At 75.6% G+C, this 20,357-nt stretch carries 17 protein-coding genes and 1 riboswitch; of the genes, 12 read left to right on the forward strand and 5 right to left on the reverse strand.

Going from position 1 to position 20,357, the window contains the following annotated elements; genetic code table 11:
- Positions 1 to 189 precede the first annotated feature (189 nt).
- From ABEA04_RS17620 to ABEA04_RS17640, 5 genes are all read left to right on the forward strand, one after another.
- Complete coding sequence (locus ABEA04_RS17620) at positions 190 to 2,262, forward strand: primosomal protein N' (RefSeq protein ID WP_345461619.1); 2,073 nt, start codon at positions 190 to 192, stop codon at positions 2,260 to 2,262.
- A 38-nt stretch (positions 2,263 to 2,300) separates the two neighbouring features.
- Positions 2,301 to 3,200, forward strand: a complete 900-nt coding sequence (locus ABEA04_RS17625) for a hypothetical protein (protein WP_345461622.1) — start codon at positions 2,301 to 2,303, stop codon at positions 3,198 to 3,200.
- A 95-nt stretch (positions 3,201 to 3,295) separates the two neighbouring features.
- A complete protein-coding gene (gene fmt, locus ABEA04_RS17630; RefSeq protein WP_345461625.1) occupies positions 3,296 to 4,243 on the forward strand; it encodes a methionyl-tRNA formyltransferase in 948 nt (315 codons plus the stop codon).
- Positions 4,240 to 4,671 (forward strand): MmcQ/YjbR family DNA-binding protein, encoded by a 432-nt coding sequence (locus tag ABEA04_RS17635; protein ID WP_345461628.1) that lies wholly within the window; start codon positions 4,240 to 4,242, stop codon positions 4,669 to 4,671. Before fmt ends, ABEA04_RS17635 begins: the two co-directional genes overlap by 4 nt.
- On the forward strand, positions 4,664 to 6,106 hold the full coding sequence (locus ABEA04_RS17640; protein WP_345461631.1) for an RsmB/NOP family class I SAM-dependent RNA methyltransferase: 1,443 nt from the start codon (positions 4,664 to 4,666) through the stop codon (positions 6,104 to 6,106). The genes ABEA04_RS17635 and ABEA04_RS17640 overlap by 8 nt, the downstream gene beginning before the upstream one ends.
- Before the next feature lie 7 nt (positions 6,107 to 6,113).
- Here the strand turns inward: ABEA04_RS17640 and ABEA04_RS17645 are convergent, their stop codons facing one another.
- The 3 genes from ABEA04_RS17645 to ABEA04_RS17655 form a co-directional block, all read right to left on the reverse strand.
- Positions 6,114 to 7,223, reverse strand: a complete 1,110-nt coding sequence (locus tag ABEA04_RS17645; RefSeq protein WP_345461634.1) for a hypothetical protein — start codon at positions 7,221 to 7,223, stop codon at positions 6,114 to 6,116.
- Positions 7,220 to 7,717, reverse strand: a complete 498-nt coding sequence (locus ABEA04_RS17650; RefSeq protein WP_345461637.1) for a SigE family RNA polymerase sigma factor — start codon at positions 7,715 to 7,717, stop codon at positions 7,220 to 7,222. The genes ABEA04_RS17645 and ABEA04_RS17650 overlap by 4 nt, the downstream gene beginning before the upstream one ends.
- Positions 7,718 to 7,782: 65 nt before the next feature.
- A complete protein-coding gene (locus ABEA04_RS17655; protein WP_345461640.1) occupies positions 7,783 to 8,514 on the reverse strand; it encodes an AAA family ATPase in 732 nt (243 codons plus the stop codon).
- Positions 8,515 to 8,554: 40 nt separating this feature from the next.
- On the opposite strand from ABEA04_RS17655, the gene ligD reads away from it, so the two are divergent.
- Positions 8,555 to 9,529 carry a non-homologous end-joining DNA ligase gene (gene ligD / locus ABEA04_RS17660; protein ID WP_345461643.1) on the forward strand — a complete coding sequence of 325 codons (975 nt, stop codon included), beginning with the start codon at positions 8,555 to 8,557 and terminating at the stop codon, positions 9,527 to 9,529.
- 20 nt (positions 9,530 to 9,549) lie between these two features.
- Here ligD and ABEA04_RS17665 read toward each other — a convergent pair whose 3' ends face one another.
- Positions 9,550 to 10,944 (reverse strand): outer membrane protein assembly factor BamB family protein, encoded by a 1,395-nt coding sequence (locus tag ABEA04_RS17665; RefSeq protein WP_345461646.1) that lies wholly within the window; start codon positions 10,942 to 10,944, stop codon positions 9,550 to 9,552.
- Positions 10,945 to 11,010: 66 nt separating this feature from the next.
- On the opposite strand from ABEA04_RS17665, the gene ABEA04_RS17670 reads away from it, so the two are divergent.
- Both ABEA04_RS17670 and rpe read left to right on the forward strand, forming a co-directional pair.
- On the forward strand, positions 11,011 to 12,000 hold the full coding sequence (locus tag ABEA04_RS17670) for an AAA family ATPase (RefSeq protein WP_345461649.1): 990 nt from the start codon (positions 11,011 to 11,013) through the stop codon (positions 11,998 to 12,000).
- Between the two features lie 33 nt (positions 12,001 to 12,033).
- Positions 12,034 to 12,696 (forward strand): ribulose-phosphate 3-epimerase, encoded by a 663-nt coding sequence (gene rpe / locus ABEA04_RS17675; protein ID WP_345461652.1) that lies wholly within the window; start codon positions 12,034 to 12,036, stop codon positions 12,694 to 12,696.
- 716 nt (positions 12,697 to 13,412) lie between these two features.
- Here rpe and ABEA04_RS17680 read toward each other — a convergent pair.
- On the reverse strand, positions 13,413 to 14,966 hold the full coding sequence (locus ABEA04_RS17680; protein ID WP_345461655.1) for a sulfatase-like hydrolase/transferase: 1,554 nt from the start codon (positions 14,964 to 14,966) through the stop codon (positions 13,413 to 13,415).
- Positions 14,967 to 15,078: 112 nt separating this feature from the next.
- Between ABEA04_RS17680 and ABEA04_RS17685 the strand changes: the two genes are divergently transcribed.
- The 4 genes from ABEA04_RS17685 (at position 15,079) to ABEA04_RS17700 (ending at position 20,177) form a co-directional block, all read left to right on the forward strand.
- On the forward strand, positions 15,079 to 16,518 hold the full coding sequence (locus ABEA04_RS17685; RefSeq protein WP_345461658.1) for a 3' terminal RNA ribose 2'-O-methyltransferase Hen1: 1,440 nt from the start codon (positions 15,079 to 15,081) through the stop codon (positions 16,516 to 16,518).
- On the forward strand, positions 16,511 to 19,045 hold the full coding sequence (locus tag ABEA04_RS17690; RefSeq protein ID WP_345461661.1) for a polynucleotide kinase-phosphatase: 2,535 nt from the start codon (positions 16,511 to 16,513) through the stop codon (positions 19,043 to 19,045). The genes ABEA04_RS17685 and ABEA04_RS17690 overlap by 8 nt, the downstream gene beginning before the upstream one ends.
- An 85-nt stretch (positions 19,046 to 19,130) precedes the next feature.
- The gene (locus tag ABEA04_RS17695; RefSeq protein ID WP_345461664.1) at positions 19,131 to 19,880 is read left to right on the forward strand and encodes a DUF2510 domain-containing protein; all 750 of its coding nucleotides are present in this window, start codon (positions 19,131 to 19,133) and stop codon (positions 19,878 to 19,880) included.
- 75 nt (positions 19,881 to 19,955) lie between these two features.
- Entirely contained in the window at positions 19,956 to 20,177 is a 222-nt protein-coding gene (locus ABEA04_RS17700; protein WP_345461666.1) for a hypothetical protein, read from the forward strand.
- Between the two features lie 7 nt (positions 20,178 to 20,184).
- A riboswitch (FMN riboswitch) is annotated at positions 20,185 to 20,315 on the forward strand.
- Positions 20,316 to 20,357: the final 42 nt, after the last annotated feature.

The following is a 20,357-nucleotide window of genomic DNA, read 5'->3' on the forward strand; positions in this document are numbered from 1 at the left end:
TCGGCCGTGGCCGGCCTGGCACCTCGACCATCGTTCGGGGCGTGGTCTGACGATGGTCGAGGTGCGAGGAGCCCTGGCGACGAGCCTCGAGACCTCAAGGGTCTCGTGGGTCCGGGTGGGCGGTGTCCGGGCCTCGCACCTCGACCGTCGTCGCGGCGGGTGTCACCCGCGGCTGCTAGACAACGAGGCGTGACCCAGCGCCGGCCGGAGGCCGACCCGCACCCCGAGGCCCAGCCCGAGCTGGTGCCGGGGATGGTGCGCGCCACGGTGCGGCAGGCGCGCGAGGAGGCCGCGGCCAAGGCGCGCGCCACGCGGGCCCGCAAGGCGGCCGACGCCCCGATCAGCGAGGTCGACCCGGTCGCGCGGGTGCTCGTCGACGTCGCGCTGGCCCACCTCGACCGCACCTTCGACTACGCCGTCCCGGCCGCGATGGCCGACGACGCGGTGCCGGGTGCCCGGGTCAAGGTGCGCTTCGCCGGTCACGACGCCGACGGGTTCGTGCTCGCGCGCGGCACCGAGACCGACCACACCGGTCGGCTGACGCCGCTGCGCCGGGTCGTCAGCCCCGAGCCGGTGCTCACCCCGGCCGTCGCGGCACTGGTCGGTGACGTGGCCGAGCGCTACGCCGGCGTCCGCTCCGACGTGCTGCGCCTGGCCGTGCCGCCCCGGCACGCCGCCACCGAGAAGCGGCCCAGCCCCGAGCCGCCGTCCGAGCCGGTGCCGCCGCCCGACCCGGCCGGCTGGGACGGCTACCCCCAGGGCCCCGCGTTCCTGCGCCACCTCGGGGAGGGCCACCGTCCCCGCGCCGTCTGGGCCGCCGCGCCGGGCGACGACTGGCCCGCGCTGCTCGCCGGCGCGGCCGCCGCCACGCTGGCCGGTGGGCGCGGGGCCGTGCTGTGCGTGCCCGACGGCAAGGACGTCGTCCGCGTCGACGCCGCACTCACCGCCGCGCTCGGGCCCGGCCGTCACGTCGCCCTCACCGCCGAGTCCGGCCCGGCCGCGCGCTACCGCGACTTCCTGGCCGTCTCGCGCGGCGCCGTCCGCGTCGTGGTCGGCACCCGCGCCGCCGCCTTCGCGCCGGTCGCCGACCTCGGCCTGGTGGCGATCTGGGACGACGGCGACGACCTGTTCGCCGAGCCGCGCGCGCCCTACCCGCACACCCGCGAGGTGCTGCTGCTGCGGGCCGAGCGCGAGGGCTGCGCGGCCCTGGTCGGCGGGTTCGCGCGCACCGTCGAGGCGGCCGGGCTGCTGCGCACCGGCTGGGCGCGCGAGATCGCCGCCCCGCGCGAACGGCTGCGCGCCGCCGTCACCACCGCCGTCGCCGGCGCCACCGAGCACGACCTGGCGCGCGACCCGCACGCCCACGCCGCCCGCGTCCCGCGGCAGGTGCACGAGCTGCTGCGCGCGGCGCTAGCCGACGGTCCCGTGCTGGTGCAGACGCCGCGCGCCGGCTACGCGCTGGCCCTGGCCTGCGACCGCTGCCGCGAGCCGGCCCGCTGCGGCACCTGCGCCGGCCCGCTCGCGGTCACCTCGCCCACCACGCCGCCCGCCTGCCGGTGGTGCGGCACGCCCGCCTCGCCGTGGGCCTGCCCGCACTGCGGCGGACGCGGCCTGCGGGCGCCGGTGCTCGGCGAGGCCCGCACGGGGGAAGAGCTGGGCCGCGCGCTCCCCGGCGTGCGGGTGCGCACCTCGGCCGGCGACCACGTGGCCGCCACCGTCGACGCGACGCCACAGGTGGTGGTGGCGACGCCGGGTGCCGAGCCGGTGGCCGAGGGCGGGTACGCCGCCGTCGTCCTGCTCGACACCCACCTGCTGCTCGGCCGCGACGACCTGCGCGCCACCGAGGAGGCGCTGCGCCGCTGGAGCAACGCGGTCGGGCTGGTGCGGCCCGGGGGCCGGGCGCTCGCCGTCGGCGACCCCGCGCACCCCGCCCTGCAGGCGCTCGTGCGCTGGGACCAGCCCGGCCACGCCGAGCGCGAGGCCCACGAGCGGGCCGCCGCCCGGCTGCCGCCCGCCACCCGCCTCGCCACCGTCACCGGCGAGCCGGGCGCCGTCGACGACGCGCTCGTGCTGCTCGCCCCGCCCGCCGACGTCGACGTGCTCGGCCCGGTGGCGCTCGGCGACGGTGAGGAGCGCGTCGTCCTGCGCACCCCGCGCGCCCGCGGCGCCGCCCTCTCGCACGCGCTCGGCGAGCTGCAGCGGCTGCGCGCCAGTCGCAAGCTGGACGCCGTCCGGGTGCAGGTCGACCCGGCGACGGTCTAGCGGTGGAACCCGTCCCGTCGCCACCTCGTCCCACCGGCATGACCACGCGCGCCGTCCGCCTGCTCGCCCCCACCGCCGCGGTGCTCGCCGGGCTCGCGCTCACGGCGTGCGGCACCGAGAGCCCGGACGACGACGGCGCCACCGATCCGGGGTCGACCACCTCGGCGCCCACGACCGACGACCCGAGCGGGGACCCCGACGACGCGGCCGCCTACGACCACCCCACCGGCGCCGACGACGTCGTCCTCGACGTCACGACCGCCGGCGGCTACACCAGCGCGCAGTACCAGTTCACGATCCAGCCCGACGTGCGCGTCTACGGCGACGGCACCGTCGTGGTGCCGGCCGCCCCCGACGACCTCGACGAGACGTTCGTCCCCCAGCTGACCGGCACCCTGAGCGAGGACGACCTGCAGGGCCTGCTCGCCGCGGCCGACGAGGCGGGCCTGCTCGGACCCGACCGCGACTACGAGATGGCCGGTGGCGTGATGGTCTCCGACCTGCCGACCACCGTGGTGCGGCTCGTCGCCGATGCCCCCCACACCCACGGCGCCTACGGACTGTCCTTCGCCGACGACGAGGGCGACACCCCGGCCCGCGCCGAGCTGCGCGCGTTCGTGGACGACGCCGTCGCACTCGCCACCCGCGCCGCCGACGAGCCCTACGCACCGCAGACCCTGCGCCTGCTCGTCGAGGACGCCGGCCGCGGTCGGCCCACGCTCACCGACGCCGCCACCTGGCCCGCCGGCGCCCCTCGCCTGGCCGGCGACCCCGGTTGCCGCGTGGTCGACGGACCCGAGGTGCCCGCGATCGTCGAGGCCCTCGAGTCGGCCGAGCCGGGCACCACCTTCACCGACGGCGACCGTTCCTACCTGGTCACCGCCTCCACCGTGCTGCCCGGCGACGGTCGGCCCTGCGATCCGTGGGCCTCCTTCTAGACTGACCTCGCGCACCCGGGTCCGACAGGGGTGCCCGGGGGAGGAGTCACGTTGGTGGTCAGGCCGGGGCCGAGCCCCACCCGCGGGACGGCGTGATGCGGGTCGTCTTCGCGGGCACCCCCGAGGTCGCCGTCCCCTCGCTCGATGCCGTCGCCGACTCCGCCCACGAGCTGGTCGGCGTCGTCACCCGTCCCGACGCTCCCGCCGGTCGTGGACGCCGCCTCGTCGAGAGCCCGGTCGCGCAGCGGGCGGTCGAGCTCGGCGTGCCGGTGCTGAAGCCCGGCCACCCGCGCGAGCCGGAGTTCCAGGCGGCGCTGCGCGACCTCGCGCCCGACTGCTGCCCCGTGGTGGCCTACGGCGCGCTCGTGCCGCGCTCGGCCCTCGACATCCCGCCGCTCGGCTGGGTCAACCTGCACTTCTCGTGCCTGCCCGCGTGGCGCGGCGCGGCCCCGGTGCAGCACGCGCTGTGGGCCGGTGAGCAGGTCACCGGCGCCACCACGTTCCGGCTCGTCGAGGCCATGGACGCCGGCCCCACCTTCGGCGTCATGACCGAGCGGGTGCGCCCCCGCGACACCGCCGGCGACCTGCTCGCGCGGCTGGCCGAGGGCGGCGCCGGCCTGCTCGTCGCCACGCTCGACGGCTTGGCCGACGGCAGCATCGAGGCCCGCGAGCAGCCCACCGACGGCGTCAGCCTCGCCCCGAAGCTCACCGTCGCCGACGCCGAGGTCGACTGGGACGAGCCGGCCCTCGCCGTCGACCGGCGGGTGCGCGCCTGCACCCCCGCCCCCGGCGCGTGGACGACGCTCGCCGGCGAGCGCGTGAAACTCGGCCCGGTCGATCCCACCGACCTCACCTCCGTCGCGCCCGGCGAGATCATGGCCGGCAAGCGGGAGGTGGTGGTCGGCACCGCCACCACCGCCGTGCGCCTCGGCGACGTGCAGGCCGTCGGCAAGCGGCCGATGCCGGCCGCCGACTGGGCCCGCGGCGTCCGGCTCGGCGAGGGGGCGCGCTTCGAGCGGGTCGAGCGGTCGGGGGACCGGTGAGCGGCGCCGACCGCCCCGCCACCCCCGACGACGTCGACGCGATCTGCGCCGCGCTGCCCGAGACCGAGCTCGGCACCTCGTGGGGCGACCGGCCCACCTGGAAGGTGCCGCGCGGCCCGAAGGGCAAGGGGTTCGTGGTCTACCGCTCGCCGCGGCCCGACGCGATCGACCCCGCCACCGGCGAGCCGTTCGACGACCTCGTCGTGATCACGACGCCCACCGACGTCGAGAAGCAGGCGCTGGTCGCCGACGCCGACCTGCCGTTCTTCACCACCGACCACTTCCGCCGGTCGAACGCCGTCCTCGTGCAGCTCTCGCGCCTCGGCGAGGTCGGTCGTGACGAGCTGGCCGAGATCCTCACCGACGCCTGGGCCACCCGGGCGCCGAAGCGGCTGGTGCGCGAGCACCTCGGGTCGCCCGATGCCTGAGCACCGGGGCGGCGGCCGGCCCTCGCGCGGCTCCCGGACCTCGCGCCCGACGGCCGCCGACCCCGCGCGCCGGGCCGCGTGGGAGGTGCTGAAGTCGGTGCGGGCCGACGACGCCTACGCCAACCTGGTGCTGCCCGCGGTCGTCGTTCACTTCTCGCTCTCCGCGCGCGACGCCGCCTTCACCACCGAGCTCGCCTCGGGCACGCTGCGCTGGCGCGGTCTGTACGACGCCGTGCTCGCCGCGTGCGTCGACCGGTCGCTCTCGCGGGTCGACGCGCCCGTGCTCGACGCGCTGCGGCTCGGCACCCACCAGCTGCTGGCCATGCGGGTGCCCACCCACGCCGCGATCAGCACGACCGTCGACCTGGTGCGCGCGGTCGGCGGTGGCCGGGGTGGCGGTCGCGCCGACGCCGCCGCCGGGTTCGCCAACGCCGTGCTGCGCAAGGTCGCCGCCCGTGACCGCGACGCCTGGGTCGCGCAGGTCGCCCCGCCCGCCGAGCGCGACCTGTTCAAGCACGCCGAGGTCGCCTGGAGCCATCCCGCCTGGGTCGTCGACGAGCTGGCCAAGGCCCTCGGGACGGCGGCCGCGGGCGACGAGCTGGCGGCGCTGCTGGCCGCCGACAACGTGCCGCCCGCCGTCACGCTCGTGGCCCGCCCCGGCCGCGCCGAGCGCGACGAGCTGCCCGGCACGCCCACGACGTACTCGCCCTTCGGCGTGGTGCTCGACGGTGGCCGGCCGGCGTCCGTGCCCGCGGTCGCCGAGGGCCGCGCCGCCGTGCAGGACGAGGGCTCCCAGCTGGTCGCCCTCGCCCTGGCCGCCGCCGACGTCGAGGGCGACGACCGGCTGTGGGTCGACCTCTGCGCCGGTCCGGGCGGCAAGACGTCGCTGCTGGCCGCGCTGGCGGCCGGCCGCGACGCCCGGGTGCTCGCCGTCGAGCGGGCGCACCACCGCGCCGGCCTGGTGCGGTCCGCGCTCGGCGCCGACCCGGCCGGCTCGTGGGGCGTGGTCACCGCCGACGGCACCCGTCCGCCGCTTCGGCCCGGCACCGTCGACCGGCTGCTGGTCGACGCGCCGTGCACGGGGCTGGGGGCGCTGCGACGCCGTCCCGAGGCGCGGTGGCGGCGCCGTCCCGACGACCTGCTCGACCTCGTGCTGCTGCAGCGCGCCCTGCTCGGCCGCGCGCTCGACCTGGTGCGGCCCGGCGGCGTCGTCCTCTACGCCACCTGCTCGCCGGTGCTGGCCGAGACCTCGGGCGTCGTCGGCTCGGCCGTCGAGAGCCGCCGCGACACCGAGCTGCTCGACGTCGCCGGCCTGCTCGCCTCGCGCTACGGCGTGACCGACTGCGCCGGACCGTTGCCCGGCACCGCCCAGCTGTGGCCGCACCGCCACGGCACCGACGCGATGTTCCTGGCCCTGCTGCGTCGCACCGCCTGACCAGTCCTCAGCGGTCGAGCCAGGGAAAGCCGAGGCCGTAGCCGTTGCTGCCGCCGACCACCGTGCCGCACTCGGAGTCGATCATCGTCACTGCGCGCCGGGTACCGGAGGCGTCCTCGACGACGGCGGTATAGGTCGGGCGGGGTGAACCTGCGCAATCGGCCATGCCCCCCGCGACGGCGTGCAGCCCGATACGCACCCGCTCGGCCTGGCCCGGGGTGAGGCGGGTGACGGTCGGTTGCACCGCCTCCTCGCCCACCGGCCAGCGGCACAGGATGCCGGTCACGGCCGTGGCCGGCGCGTTCATGACGGCCCGGGTGCCGAGGTTCCAGGCGGGGACCCGGACGGCAGGGTTCTCGGAGTCGACGGACGCCGGATTGCGAGGGTCGGCCGGGCAGGCGAGTGCCGGCCGGTCGACGGCCGGCAGAGCGGGCAGCATCTCGGCGACCTGCTCGCCGAAGGCGGCCATGACGGTGCCGAAGACGCCGAGCCCGGGGCGTCCGGACACCCGGCCTTCGGCTCCGTCGAGCCTGCCGAGGCAGGTGGGGTCAGTGGGTCCGCTGATCTGCGCGACGGTGCCGTCGGCGTAGCCGACCTGCAGCCGGTAGGTGCGGCTGGAGAGCGGGTAGCAGTCGCGAGGCTGGCTGCGGTCGGCCACGAGGAGGAGGTCGTCGAGCGCGTCGAGGTGGCTGGTCAGCGCGTCGGCAGGCACCTCGGCCGGGATGGTGAACCCCTCCCGACCGGGGCAGAACCGCGCCCACACCGCGTCACCGCCCAGCTCGGTGCGGCCGACCTCGGCGGCCGGCAGGCAGGCGGGCGGAGCGGTGTCCCCGCCCGTCGGCTCCGAGACCGTGGGTGACGGCGAGGCCGACACCGACGGCGTCGGGTCGGCGTCGGCGGTGCGGCCGGGGGCGTCGTCCCCGCCGACCACCACCGGGACGACGACCGCCGCGGCCACCGCGAGCGCCGCGGCGGCGACGACCGCGCCGCGTCGGCGGGCACGGCGGCGTCGTCCGGACGTCTCGGCGCCGGCGCCGAGCGCGGCGAGGTCGGGCGGCGGGGGAGCGGCCCGGTCGAGCCGGTCGCGCAGGTGGTCGGTGCTGTCGGGGTCGTTCACGGGGTCTCCTCGGTGTCGGGTGCGGTGAGGAGGTCGCCGGCCCGCAGGCGCTCGAGCGCGCGGGCGTGGTGGGTCTTGACCGAGGCCACCGAGCAGCCGAGCAGGCGGGCGGTCTCGGCCTCGGTGTGGTCGCCGTAGTAGCGCAGCACCAGCACGGCCCGCTGCCGCGGCGACAGCGTCGCGATCGCCCGCCGGACGTCGAGCCCGTCGTCGGCGTCCACGGCCCGCGCCGGCGCCGGACCGTCGGGCAGCGTCTCGGTGGGCACCTCGCCCCACCACCGCCGGCGCCGCCACCCCACGTAGGTCGTGACGAGCGCGGTGCGCACGTAGGCCTCGAACGACCCGTCGCGGCTGACCCGCTCGAAGTGCGGCCACGCCTTGACCAGCGCGGTCTGCAGCAGGTCCTCCGCGGTGGCGCGGTCACCGGTCAGCAGCCAGGCGGCGCGCCACAGCGCCTCGCCACGCGTCTGCACGAACTCGGTGAACGCCGACATCGGTGCCTCCCCACCTCCTCGACCCCTCTGACGCGGTGGCGGCCGCGTCCGGACGACAGCCGGTCTCAGGAATCCTGGTCGAGCACGTGCCGCAGGTAGCGCTCGGGCGCGTCGAGGTAGGCGCGCCAGTGCTGCACCAGCTCGAGCTCGCTCCACGTCGTGCGCCGCAGCCCCCACTCGCCCACCTCGAGGATCGTGGCGCCAGGCATCGCGGCCAACACGGGCGAGTGCGTCGCGCACAGCACCTGCCCACCGCCCCGGACGACGTCGTCGAGCGTCGCGATCAGCCCGAGCGTCGAGCTGAACGACAGCGCCGCCTCCGGCTCGTCGAGGCAGTAGAGCCCGGGGGAGTCGAAGCGGGTGCGCAGCACCGCCAGGAACGACTCGCCGTGGCTCATCTCGTGGAAGGCCGGGTCGCGCGGGCCGGCGTGCTCCTCGGTGAAGGTGTACCAGCCGTGCATCGTCTCGGCCCGCAGGAAGAAGCCCCACCGGCCGGTGCCCACGCCGCGCCGGAGCCGTAGCGCGGCGCCGAGTGGCGACTCCGTCGGACGCGTGCTGTGCCGGCCGAACGGCGTCCCGCCCTCGGGCGAGAGGCCGTAGCGCGTGGCGACCGCCTCGACGATGGTCGACTTGCCCGACCCGTTCTCACCGACCAGGAACGTCACACCGGGGTCGAGGTCGAGGCCCTCGGCCGCCAGCTGCGCGACGGCCGGGATCGACATCGGCCACGGGTGCAGCTGGACGGGCGTGTCGGGGTCGACGGTCACCCGGACGACGGGCGGCTGGTCGAAGTCCACCGCGCGGAATCTAGTCGGCGGCACTGACTACGGTGGCCCGATGGCGTCGAAGTCCCCGTTCGTCGAGCTCGAGGTCGACGACCGCACGGTCAAGGTCACCAACCCCGACCGCGTGTACTTCCCGCAGAGCGGCGCCACCAAGCTCGACCTCGTCGAGTACTACCGCGCCGTCGGACCCGGCATCGTCAACGCCCTGTTCGAGCGGCCGTGCATGCTGCACCGCTTCCCCAAGGGCCTGGCCGGCGAGAAGGTGCACCAGAAGCGGCTGCCGCCGGGCGCCCCCGGCTGGGTCGAGACGGTGCGGCTGCACTTCCCGCGGTGGAACCGCACCGCCGACGAGCTGTGCGTCACCGAGCTGGCCTCGGTGATCTGGGCGGTGCAGATGTCGACCGTCGAGTTCCACCCCTGGAACAGCCGTCGCGCCGACCCCGAGAAACCCGACGAGTGGCGCATCGACCTCGACCCCGGCCCGCTGTCGGACTACGCCCAGGTGCGGCGGGTGGCCGGCGTCGTCCACGAGGTGCTCGACGAGCTCGGCGTCGTCGGGTTCCCGAAGACCAGCGGCGGCTCGGGGCTGCACGTCTACGTGCGCATCCGCCCCGACCACGGGCACAAGGAGGTGCGCCGCGCGGCGCTGGCCTTCGCCCGCGAGGTCGAGCGGCGGGCGCCGGACGACGTCACGACCACCTGGTGGCGCAAGGACCGCGACCCCCACCACCTGTTCGTCGACTACAACCAGAACGCCCGCGACCACACCATCGCGGCCGCCTACTCCGTGCGCGGGCTGCCCGACGCACGGGTCAGCGCGCCGGTGGCGTGGGACGAGGTCGACGACTGCGAGCCCGAGGACTTCACGATCTTCACGATGCCGGAGCGGTTCGCCCGCCTCGGCGACCTGCACGCCACCATCGACGACGACGCGAGCACCTACGACCTCGCGCCGCTGCTGCAGTGGGCCGACCGCGACGAGGCCGAGGGGCGCGAGACGCCCGAGGTGCCCGACGACGACGGCTGAGTGCCGGCCCGGACGGGCCGCTAGCGGCTCCGGGTCGGGTAGACCGCGTAGTCGACCTCCTGGAAGCCCGGTTCGGCGACCGTCGCCAGCCACCCGGGTCCGTGACCCGCGTAGTAGCCGTCGTACACGGCGACGCGCCGGCCGTCGTCCGCGGCGAAGACCACCGTCTTGCAGGGGTCGTAGCAGTTGACGTCGGCGGCGATCAGCCGGTCGTCGTCCACGAGCCAGAGGTCACCGGTGCCCTCGGGGGCGGTCCAGCGGACGTCGCCGCCGCGCGGCGTCACGACCCGCACACCCTGCGCGAACCCGCCCTGGGCCTGGACGGCGACGATCGTGCGGCGCGAGACCACCGGGGTCCTCTCGCCCCGCTCGCCGCGCCACACGGTCTCGCCCGTCGCGGCGTCGACCACCGTCGGCACGCCCTCGTACCAGCTCAGCGTGACCAGGCCGTCGTCTCCTGCCTCGACGTACATCTCGAAGCACTCGCCGGGGTCGAGCGTGTCGCGGCCCACCCGGAGCACCCGCCGCCACAGCCGGTCGCCGGCGAAGTCGACGGCGAAGGCGGCCTGCCGGCACCCGTCGCGGTCGACGTCGTCGCCCGGGCCGCTCGAGACGAGGGCGCGGCCCGCCAGCGCGACGTAGCCGCGGGCGTCGACCGTGGTGCTGACCGGCTCGCCGGTGGCGAGGTCGTGCACCTGCACCACCCCGGGGTTGCCCTCGGGGTACGAGTGCACCAGGACCAACCCGTCCTCGTCGTCCTCGACCGAGGACGACGCGTAGGTCGGCTGCGACCAGAGCACGTCGCCGGTGCGCGGGTCCCGGGAGGAGAGCGTGCAGTCGCCCAGCGTGGACTCCTGCTCGCCGGTGCACACCGAGGTGAAGAGGGCCTCGTCGGTCGAGGAGACGAACGAGGCCGTCTCGTCGCGCCACAGCACCTCGCCCGAGCGGCCGTCGATCACCGTCAGCCGCTCCAGCCCGGGCCACGCCTGGCCCTCGATGTCGTAGGTCAGGGTCACCACGCGGCCGACCCGGGCGACCTCGGCATCGTCGCGCTTGCCGGCCGGGACGGGCACCTGCCAGACCTCCTCGCCGTCCCGGTCGAGCCCGACGACGGCGTCGCTCGCGATCACGGTGCGCGGCCCGAAGCGGGTGATGAACGACTGGTAGCCGAGCTCGGGGTAGGCGGCCCGCAGCAGCGGGTCGGGTCCGGGGTCCGGCTGCGTCGTCGGCGACGGCGTCACCGGTACCGGCGTCGGGGGCAGGTAGGAGTCGTCGGCCGCGTCGGCCTCGGCCGACGGGGTGGACCGGGCGTCGGCGTCGTCCCCGACCGCGGAGCAACCACTCGCCAGCAGGGCGCCGACGACGACCGCCACGACGGCCATGGGCGTGGCGGGGAGACGGCGTCGCGACGGCATGGGCGAAGTGTCTCCGGCCCGGGCGGGGGCAAACCGGGACGGCGCGTGGGTCGTAGTCTCAGCCGCATGGCGCTGTCGCTCGAGAAGGTCGACGTCGAGACGCTCGCCGAGTTCGTCGACCACCAGATGTGGGGCGCGGCCTACTTCGACCCCACCAACGGCCAGGTCTACCCGGCCTTCGACGGCGAGGTGCTCGACGACGCCGGCGAGCCCACCGACCCGGACGACCACGACTGGCTCGAGCTCGGCGGCGGGTCGAGCCGGCCGGCGTACGTCGACATGGAGACCTTCACCGCCCGGCTCGCCGACCGGCGACTGGCCGAGCGCCTCGAGCAGGCGCTCGACGGCAAGGGCGCCTTCCGCCGCTTCCGCGACACGGTCTACCGCGACGCCGACGGCATCGTGAGCCGGGCGTGGAACGCCTACGCCACCGCCCGGTCGCAGCAGCGGGCGCTGGCCTGGCTGGGCGAGCAGGGCCTGGTCGACCAGGCCGAGCTGGACGCCGCCCACGCCGTCCTCGAGGCGGCCGCGGCCGGCGCGCTGCGCGAGGTGGGGGTGCCGGCCACCGGCGCCCGGCTGGTCCTGCTCAACGGCATGCCGGGCGCCGGCAAGTCGACGCTGGCGCGGCGCTACCTGGCCGACCACCCCGGGGTGCTGTGCGTCGAGGCCGACCAGCTGCGCGGCTGGATCGGCGGCGACCCCGCCGACCACGCCGAGGCGGCCCGCCGGCTCTCGCTCGCGCTGGCGGCCGCGCACCTGGCCGACGGCCACGATGTCGTCGTCCCGCAGCTGGTCGCGCGACTCGACCAGGTCGAGCGCTTCGAGGCCGTCGCCCACGACGTCGGCGCCGAGCTGGTCGAGGTGGTGCTGCACGGCCACGTCGTCGAGGCGCGGGTGCCCGACGAGGCACTCGAGCACCTCGTCGACTACGCCTCCGGGCTCGCCGACGTGGTCGCCGGGCGACCCGACGCCCATCGCCTCGCGATCCACCACGACGACCTCGACGCCACCTACGCCGACCTGCTGGCGCTGCTCGAGCCCGACGTCCCCGCCTGAGCGCGCCCGAGCGAGGCCCGTAGCCTCGCCCGCATGGGCGTCCAGATCACCCCGAGCATCCTCAACGCCGACTTCGCGGCGCTCGGCGCCGAGGTGGCCCGCATCCCGGGCGCCGACTGGGTGCACGTCGACGTCATGGACAACCACTTCGTGCCCAACCTGACCTTCGGCGCCACCATGGTCGAGGCCCTGGCGCGCAGCACCGACCTGCCGCTCGACGTGCACCTCATGATCGAGGACGTCGACCGCCATGCCGCCGGGTTCGTCGAGGCCGGCGCCGGGTCGGTCACCTTCCACGTCGAGGCGGCGCGGGCGCCGGTGCGGCTGGCGCGCGAGATCCGGTCGGCCGGCGCCCGGGCCAGCATGGCGCTGCGCCCGGCCACCCCGGTCGAGCCCTACGAGGACCTGCTCGGCGAGCTCGACATGCTGCTGCTGATGACCGTCGAGCCCGGCTTCGGCGGCCAGGGCTTCCTCGAGCTGGTGCTGCCCAAGCTGCGCCGGGCCCGGGCGATGGTCGAGCGCCACGGCCTGCAGACCTGGCTGCAGGTCGACGGCGGCGTCTCGCTCGACACCATCGCGCAGTGCGCCGAGGCCGGCGCCGACGTCTTCGTCGCCGGCAGCGCCGTCTACTCCGCCGACGACCCCGACCGCATGGTCGCCGACCTCCGCGCCGCCGCCGAGGCCGCGCAGGCCTAGCGCTGCCGGTCGAGCAGCGAGCCCTCGGCGAGCAGGTTCCCGGACGGCGTCCCTTCGACAGGCTCGGGGTCCGTGGGGTCGGTTCCGCGTCGGCCGTGCGGGGTCGACGAGCGGCCGTCGTGGAGGGCCCGCCAGGACGATGGTCGAGGTGCGAGGAGCCCTGGCGACGAGCCTCGAGACCGCCGGCCGTGCACGCGAAGGTTCCCGGACGGCGTCCCTTCGACAGGCTCAGGGTCCGTGGGGTCGGTTCCGCGTCGACCCTGCGGGGTCTCGAGGCTCGGCCGTGGCCGGCCTCGCACCTCGACCACCGGTGGTCGAGCAGCGAGCCCTCGGCGAGCAGGTTCCCGGACGGCGTCCCTTCGACAGGCTCAGGGTCCGTGGGGTCGGTTCTGCGTCGACCTCTCAGGGTCTCGACGCTCGGCCGTCGTGGAGCGCCTGCCGTGACGATGGTCGAGGTGCGAGGAGCCCTGGCGACGAGCCTCGAGACCACCGGCCGTGCACGCGGACGTTCCCGGACGGCGTCCCTTCGACAGGCTCAGGGTCCGTGGGGTCGAACATCACGTTGACCGTGCGGGGTCTCGAGGCTCGGCCGTGGCCGGCCTCGCACCTCGACCACCGTGCGGGGCCGCATCAACGACGGTCGAGGTGCGAGGAGCCCTGGCGACGAGCCTCGAGACCACCGGCCGGGCGCGCGAACCCGCGCGGACGACGTCCGCTCAGGTGCAGGGGCGGCGGCTGCCGGACTCGACGGTGCCCCGGCAGCCCGCCAGGCGCCGCAGCTCGGCGCGCAGCGCGTCGAGGCGGGCGCGGCGGGGGCCCTGGCCGTAGTGGAGCAGGTTGCGGGTCATGCCGGGGTCGGCGTAGTACTCGCGGGCACGCAGGCGGCCGTCGCCGCGGTACCACTCGACGTAGGCGTCGCCGTCGGCCAGGCGCAGCATCTTCCACGACGGCACGTGGGTGGTCTCCTCACCCGACTCCTCGGCCACCAGGCGGCTGCTCTCGGTGAAGAACTCGAGGTACTGCACCGACCGCCGGTGGGGGCCGAGCAGCGAGTGCCCGTCCATCACGTGCTCCGGCGTGACACCCAGCAGCTCGTAGACCGTCGGGGCGAGGTCGATCAGCCCCACCGGACGCCGGTCGGTCGCGGGCGCGCGGCCCGGCCACCACGCGAGCAGGGGCACGTCGGTGGCGGCCGGGTAGGGCACCGCCTTGGCCTCCCAGTTGCTCTGGTTGCGGTCGGCGAGGCCGTTGTCGCTCACCAGGACGACGGCGGTGCGGTCGAGCAGGTCCCGCTCCAGCAGCGACTCGAAGACCCGCGCCACCTGGTCGTCGACGTCGAGCATCGCCCGGCGCCGCTGCTCGTAGAGCGCCCGGAAGTACTCCCGGCTCCACCACGGCTTGCTCCGCTGGAACAGCGGCAGCTTGTCCCGCGCGTCGACCTCGGGGGCGTAGCGGAACCCGGGCACGACGGCGTCCGCGTGCGCCTCGGACGGCTGCGGCAGCGCCTCCCACCCCTTCGCGCCCACGATCGCGTGGGGCGCGTAGAAGGCGCCGTAGAGGAAGAACGGCTCACCGGCGTCCGCGTAGTCCTCCAGGCTCCCGACGAGCCCGTCGCCCACGGCCTGGGTGGCGGGCACCGCCGGTCGCGCCGAGGTGCCGTCCTCGGCGTAGGTGCGGTAGGTGCCGGGAGCGTAGGTGTAGCGGTCCCACAGGTCGAACTCGTCGAACCCGCTCCACCGGCCGGCGGCGAAGTCGGCCGCCTTGACGCCGTTGAGGTACTTGCCCGCGGCGTAGGTGCGCCACCCGGCGGCGTCGAGGTCGTCGGGCACGGTGTCGCCGGGGTCGAGCGACCACGCGTCGACCTGGCGTCGCACGCCGTTGTTGTGCGAGAGCTGCCCGGTGAGGATCTGCGAGCGCGCGGGGCAGCACACCGGCGTCGCCGTGGTGGCGTTCTCGTAGCAGGTGCCGAGGTCGCGCAGCCACAGCGCCGAGCGCGGCAGCACCGTCGCGGTGTCGCGGCACGCCACGTCCGACATGTCGTCGACCACCAGCAGCACCACGTTGTCGACGCCGGGCTCGACGGGCTCGACGTCCCCGACACCCCCGACGACGGGCTCGACACCCCCGACACCCCCGACGGCACCCGGTGCGCCGACGGCACCCGCGGTGGCCCGGTCGGACGGCGGCGCGCCGAGCGCGGCGGCGCAGCACGCGAGCGCGACGACGGCGGCCAGCAGCGTGGGCAGCAGGCGACGACGGGCGGCGGGCATGGGGGAGTCCTCGGGTGCGGCGACGCGCGACGCTAACAGCCGTGCGCCGTCCCGCGAGGGCGAACGCGGGTATCCCGTCGCGCCCCGACCGGCCGCTCGGCACACTGTGCCGGTGCTGCTGACCATCACCACCACGGCGACCGAGGTCGCGGGCGAGCGCGTGCCCGCCACCGACCTCGGCTACCTGCTGCACAAGCACCCCGACCGGGTGCAGGCCTTCCCGCAGTCCTTCGGCACCCTCACCGTGCTCTACCCCGAGGCCGGCGAGGAGCGCTGCACGGCCGCCCTGCTGCTCGAGGTGGACGCCGTCCGCCTGGCCCGGCGCCGGCGCGGCGGGCCCGACGTCACGCTGGGCCACTACGTCAACGACCGGGCCTACGCGGCGTCGTCCCTGCTCGGGGTGGCGGTGGCCGACGTGCTCAGCACCGCCCGCTCCGGGGTCTGCCGCTCGCGGCAGGCGCTGGCCGACAGCGCCATCCCGCTCGAGCTGCGGCTGCCCGCGCTGCCCTGCCGCGGCGGCCTCGACGTCGCCCGCCGCCTCTTCGAGCCGCTCGGCTGGACCGTCGCGGCGACGCCCGTGCCCCTCGACCCCGACTTCGCCGAGTGGGGCGAGTCCCGCTACCTCGACCTCACGCTCACCGGCACCGTGCGCCTCGCCGACGCCCTCAACCAGCTGCACGTGCTGCTGCCGGTGCTCGACGAGTCGAAGCACTACTGGCAGGGCCCCGACGAGGTCGACAAGCTGCTGCGCTCCGGTGGCGACTGGCTCACCGGCCACCCCGAGCGCGAGCTCGTCGTGCGGCGCTACCTCGGCCGCCGCGGCGCCCTGATCCGGCTCGCGCTGGCCCGGCTGGCCGAGCTCGACGGCGAGGCCGACGAGAGCCTGGACGACGACGCGGCCGCCGCCGCCGACGAGACCGCCGCGCTGCCGGCCGAGCGCCGCGCACCCCTCAACACCCAGCGCCGCGAGGCCGTGCTGGCCGCGCTGGCCGAGCTCGGGGCCGCCTCGGTCATCGACCTCGGCTGCGGCGGCGGGCAGCTGCTCAAGGCGCTGCTGGACGACGGCCGCTACCGCCGGGTGACCGGCGTCGACGTCTCGGCGCGGGCCCTGCAGCTGGCCGCGCGCGCCGTCCGGCTCGAGCGGATGTCGGAGCGGCAGGCCGAGCGGCTGAGCCTGTTCCAGGGCGCCCTGACCTACGACGACGAGCGGTTCGCCGGCTACGACGCCGCGGTGCTGATGGAGGTCGTCGAGCACCTCGACCCGCCGCGCCTGCCCGCGCTCGAGCGGGTCGTCTTCGGCGTCGCGGCGCCCGCCGCCGTGATCGTGACGACCCCGAACGTCGAGTACAACGCGCTCTACGAGGGCCTGGCCGAGCGGCCGGGCGCGCACCGCCACCACGACCACCGCTTCGAGTGGACGCGTGCCGAGTTCGCCGCGTGGTGCGAGCGCGTGGGCGCCGCGCACGGCTACGCCGTCGAGCTGCGCGGCGTCGGCGAGGCGGACGACGAGCTCGGTGCTCCCACGCAGCTGGCGGTGTTCCGCCGTGGCTGAGCGCACCCGCCCGCGCGAGATCGCCGTGCCCGCGATGGGGCTGGTGGTGCTCGTCGGCGTCTCCGGCAGCGGCAAGTCGACCTTCGCGGCCCGCCACTTCCTGCCCACCCAGGTCATCTCCAGCGACACCTGCCGCGGCCTGGTCGCCGACGACGAGAACGACCAGTCGGCCACGCCCGACGCCTTCGACGTGCTGCACTACATCGTCGGCACCCGGCTGCGCCGCGGCCTGCTGACCGTCGTCGACGCCACCAACGTGCAGCGCGCCGCCCGCGCCTCGCTGGTGCGGCTGGCCAAGGACCACGACGTCCTCGTCGACGCCGTGGTGCTCGACGTGCCCGAGCGGACGGCGGTCGAGCGCAACGCCGCCCGGCCCGACCGCACCTTCGGCGCGCAGGTGGTCACCCGCCAGCACCGCGACCTGCGCCGCTCGCTGCGCGGGCTGCGCAAGGAGGGGTTCCGGCGGGTGCACGTGCTCGACGGGGTCGAGCAGGTCGAGTCGGTGGTCGTGGGGCGTGAGCGCTCCTGGAACGACCGGCGCGACCTCACCGGGCCGTTCGACGTCGTCGGCGACGTGCACGGCTGCGCCGCCGAGCTGCGCACCCTGCTGACCCGGCTCGGCTACGACGTCCGCGGCGGCGGCGCCCACCACCCCGACGGCCGCACCGCGGTCTTCGTCGGCGACCTCGTCGACCGCGGCCCCGACACCCCCGGCGTGCTGCGCCTGGTCATGGGCATGGTCGCGGACGGCGACGCGCTGTGCGTCAGCGGCAACCACGAGGCCAAGCTGGTGCGCGCGCTGAAGGGCGCGAACGTGCAGGTCAGCCACGGCCTGGCCGAGTCGCTCGAGCAGCTGGCCGCCGAGCCCGACGAGTTCCGCGACGCCGCCCTGGGGTTCATGGACCGTCTCGTCAGCCACTACGTGCTCGACGACGGCCGCCTCGTCGTCGCCCACGCCGGGCTCAAGGAGGCCTATCACGGCCGCTCGTCGAGCCGGGTGCGCAGCTTCGCGCTCTACGGCGACACCACCGGCGAGACCGACGAGTACGGCCTGCCCGTGCGCTACCCGTGGGCGCAGGAGTACCGCGGCGCCGCCACGGTGGTCTACGGCCACACGCCGGTGCCGCGCGCCGAGTGGGTCAACGGCACGATCTGCCTCGACACCGGCGTCGTCTTCGGCGGTCGGCTCACCGCGCTGCGCTACCCCGAGCGCGAGGTCGTGGACGTCGAGGCCGAGCGGCAGCACTACGAGCCGGTGCGCCCGCTGGCCGGGTCGCCGGCGGGTGCCCGCGAGCCCACGACGCTGCGGGCCGACGACGTGCTGGGCACCCGCTGGCTCGAGTCCGACCGCGCGGGCCGGGTCAAGGTGCCGGAGGAGAACGCCGCCGCCGCGCTCGAGGTGATGAGCCGGTTCGCGGTCGACCCGCGCTGGCTGGTGTACCTGCCGCCCACCATGGCGCCGGCGCCCACCTCGCGCCGCGAGGGCTACCTCGAGCACCCCGCCGAGGCCTTCGACGCCTACGCGGCCGCCGGCGTCGAGCGCGTGGTGTGCGAGGAGAAGCACATGGGCTCGCGCGCCGTCGCGGTCGTGTGCCGCGACGCCGACGTCGCCGCCGGGCGCTTCGGGGTCGACGACGGCACCACGGGCGTCGTCCACACCCGCACCGGGCGGCCGTTCTTCGCCGACCGCGACCAGCACGAGCGGCTCGTCGGCCGGGTGCGCCGGGCGGTGGCGCCGCTGTTCGACCGCCTCGATGCCGACTGGCTGGCCGTCGACGCCGAGCTGCTGCCGTGGTCGGCGAAGGCGGGCGGGCTGATCCGCGAGCAGTACGCCTCGGTCGGGGCCGCCGCGCGGGCGGCGCTGCCGGTGGCGGTCGACGTCCTGGACGCCGCGGCCGCGCGCGGCCTCGACGTGGCCGACCTGGTCGCGCGCACCCGGCACCGGCTCGACGACGCCACCGCCTTCCGCGACGCCTACGCCCGCTACTGCGAGCCCACCCCGCCCGGCGACCCGCTCGACGGCGTCCGGCTCGCGCCGTTCCAGGTGCTGGCCGCGGGCGACCGGCTGCTGGCCGAGACCGAGCCGCACCCGTGGCACCTCGACGTGCTCGGCGGTCTCGACGACCCCTTCCTGACCCCGACGCGCCACGTGGCGGTCGACCTCGGCTCCGAGGCCGACCGCGAGGCCGCCACGCGGTGGTGGCTCGACCTCACCGAGGCGGGCGGCGAGGGCATGGTGGTCAAGCCCGCGGCCGTGCCCGAGCCGGGACGGCGCGGCGTGCAGCCGGGCCTGAAGGTGCGCGGTCGCGACTACCTGCGCATCGTCTACGGCCCCGACTACACCCGCTCGCTCGACGTCCTGCGCGAGCGCCACCTCGGCCGCAAGCAGCACCTCGCGCTGCGCGAGCACGGCCTGGGCCTCGACGCGCTCGACGGGTTCTGCCGAGGTGAGCCGCTGTGGCGGGCGCACCAGCTGGTCTTCGCGGTGCTCGCGCTGGAGTCGGAGCCGGTCGACCCCCGCCTGTGATCGGTGTGTGCTCGTACGGGGCCGATCGAACGAACCTTTCGCGTTCCCCCTCGTGGATGGGAGATTCGACGTACGGTCCGCTGCCATGGCGACCCTCGAACCCGGCTGGTACCCCGACCCCGAGGCGCACGGGTTCCTGCGCTACTGGGATGGCGTGACGTGGACTCTGTCGCGGGTGCCGGCCCAAGAGGCCGGATCCGCGGCGCCCTACCCGCCCTTCCCGGGTCCAGACAAGGCTGGCTACTCCGACGTCCGCACGTCACCCGTGCCCGTCGGTCCGGGTCAGCAGACGCCGTCGCCGTGGTATCTGCGCAAGCCCTTCGTCGCGGCTGCCGTCGTCGTCGGCCTCCTCAGCATTGGTGCTGCGATCGGAAACGGTTCTGACGAGCAGGACACCAAGGAACCAGGCAAAACCGAGCAGGCCGCCGCGACGGAGCAGCGCCAGGGCTCGCCCAACACGCTGAAGGCGACGACGTCGGAGTCGGACGGGGTGGCACCGGTTGACGTAGAGGCTGCCGAACCGGCCAAGTCGGCCAAGCCGGGCGGGCCTGTCGGGCGCGGTCAGGTGGGTGGGCAGTCGAATGCCGGCGGTGACTCGTTCGCACTTCCCGATGAGACGGGCAAGAACTTGCAAGCGGCGCAAGACGACGTTCAGGCGGTAAGCGGCATTCCGTTCTTCGTGACCTTCTCCGAAGATGCCTCGGGCGAGGGACGAGCACAGATCCTCGATTCCGGCTGGCAGGTGTGCTCCCAGCAACCCGCGGCGGGAACGATGGTTTCGGTCGAGGACGACATCACGTTCTTTGTCGTCCGGGTCTCGGAGTCGTGCCCCTGAGCAAAGCGCTGGGTAAGAAGCATAAGCCGACTGACATTATTGTGTTTTGGTGCGTTGGTCGCCAGACTGCGCGTCATGCGGTGGACGGCGGTCGCGGACGACGGGTGGGTGCGCTGGTGCCTGCTGGTCGGCGCGCTGCTGGTCGCCCTGTCGGTCTTCGAGCCACTGCCGTGGGCGCTGTGGCTGGGCTGGGCCTACCTGCTCCTCGTCTGCGCGGCCGACGTGCCGGGCGGCGGGGGTGGGCAGCGCCACAGCCCGGCGTCCCAGCCCCTGTGGCAGACTCGAGACGACGAGTGAAGCTCGCTCGCGTGCTCTGGGGTCGGTGAAATTCCGAGCCGGCGGTGACAGTCCGCGACCCGGTCACGAACCAGTGACCGGTTGACCAGGTGCAATTCCTGGACCGACGGTGAGAGTCCGGATGGGAAGTGCACGCAGGTGACGACACCGCCACGGTGCTGCCGTGGCGTGCGCCGTCCC

The organism is Nocardioides marinquilinus, from assembly GCF_039543705.1.
GTDB lineage: Bacteria > Actinomycetota > Actinomycetes > Propionibacteriales > Nocardioidaceae > Nocardioides > Nocardioides marinquilinus.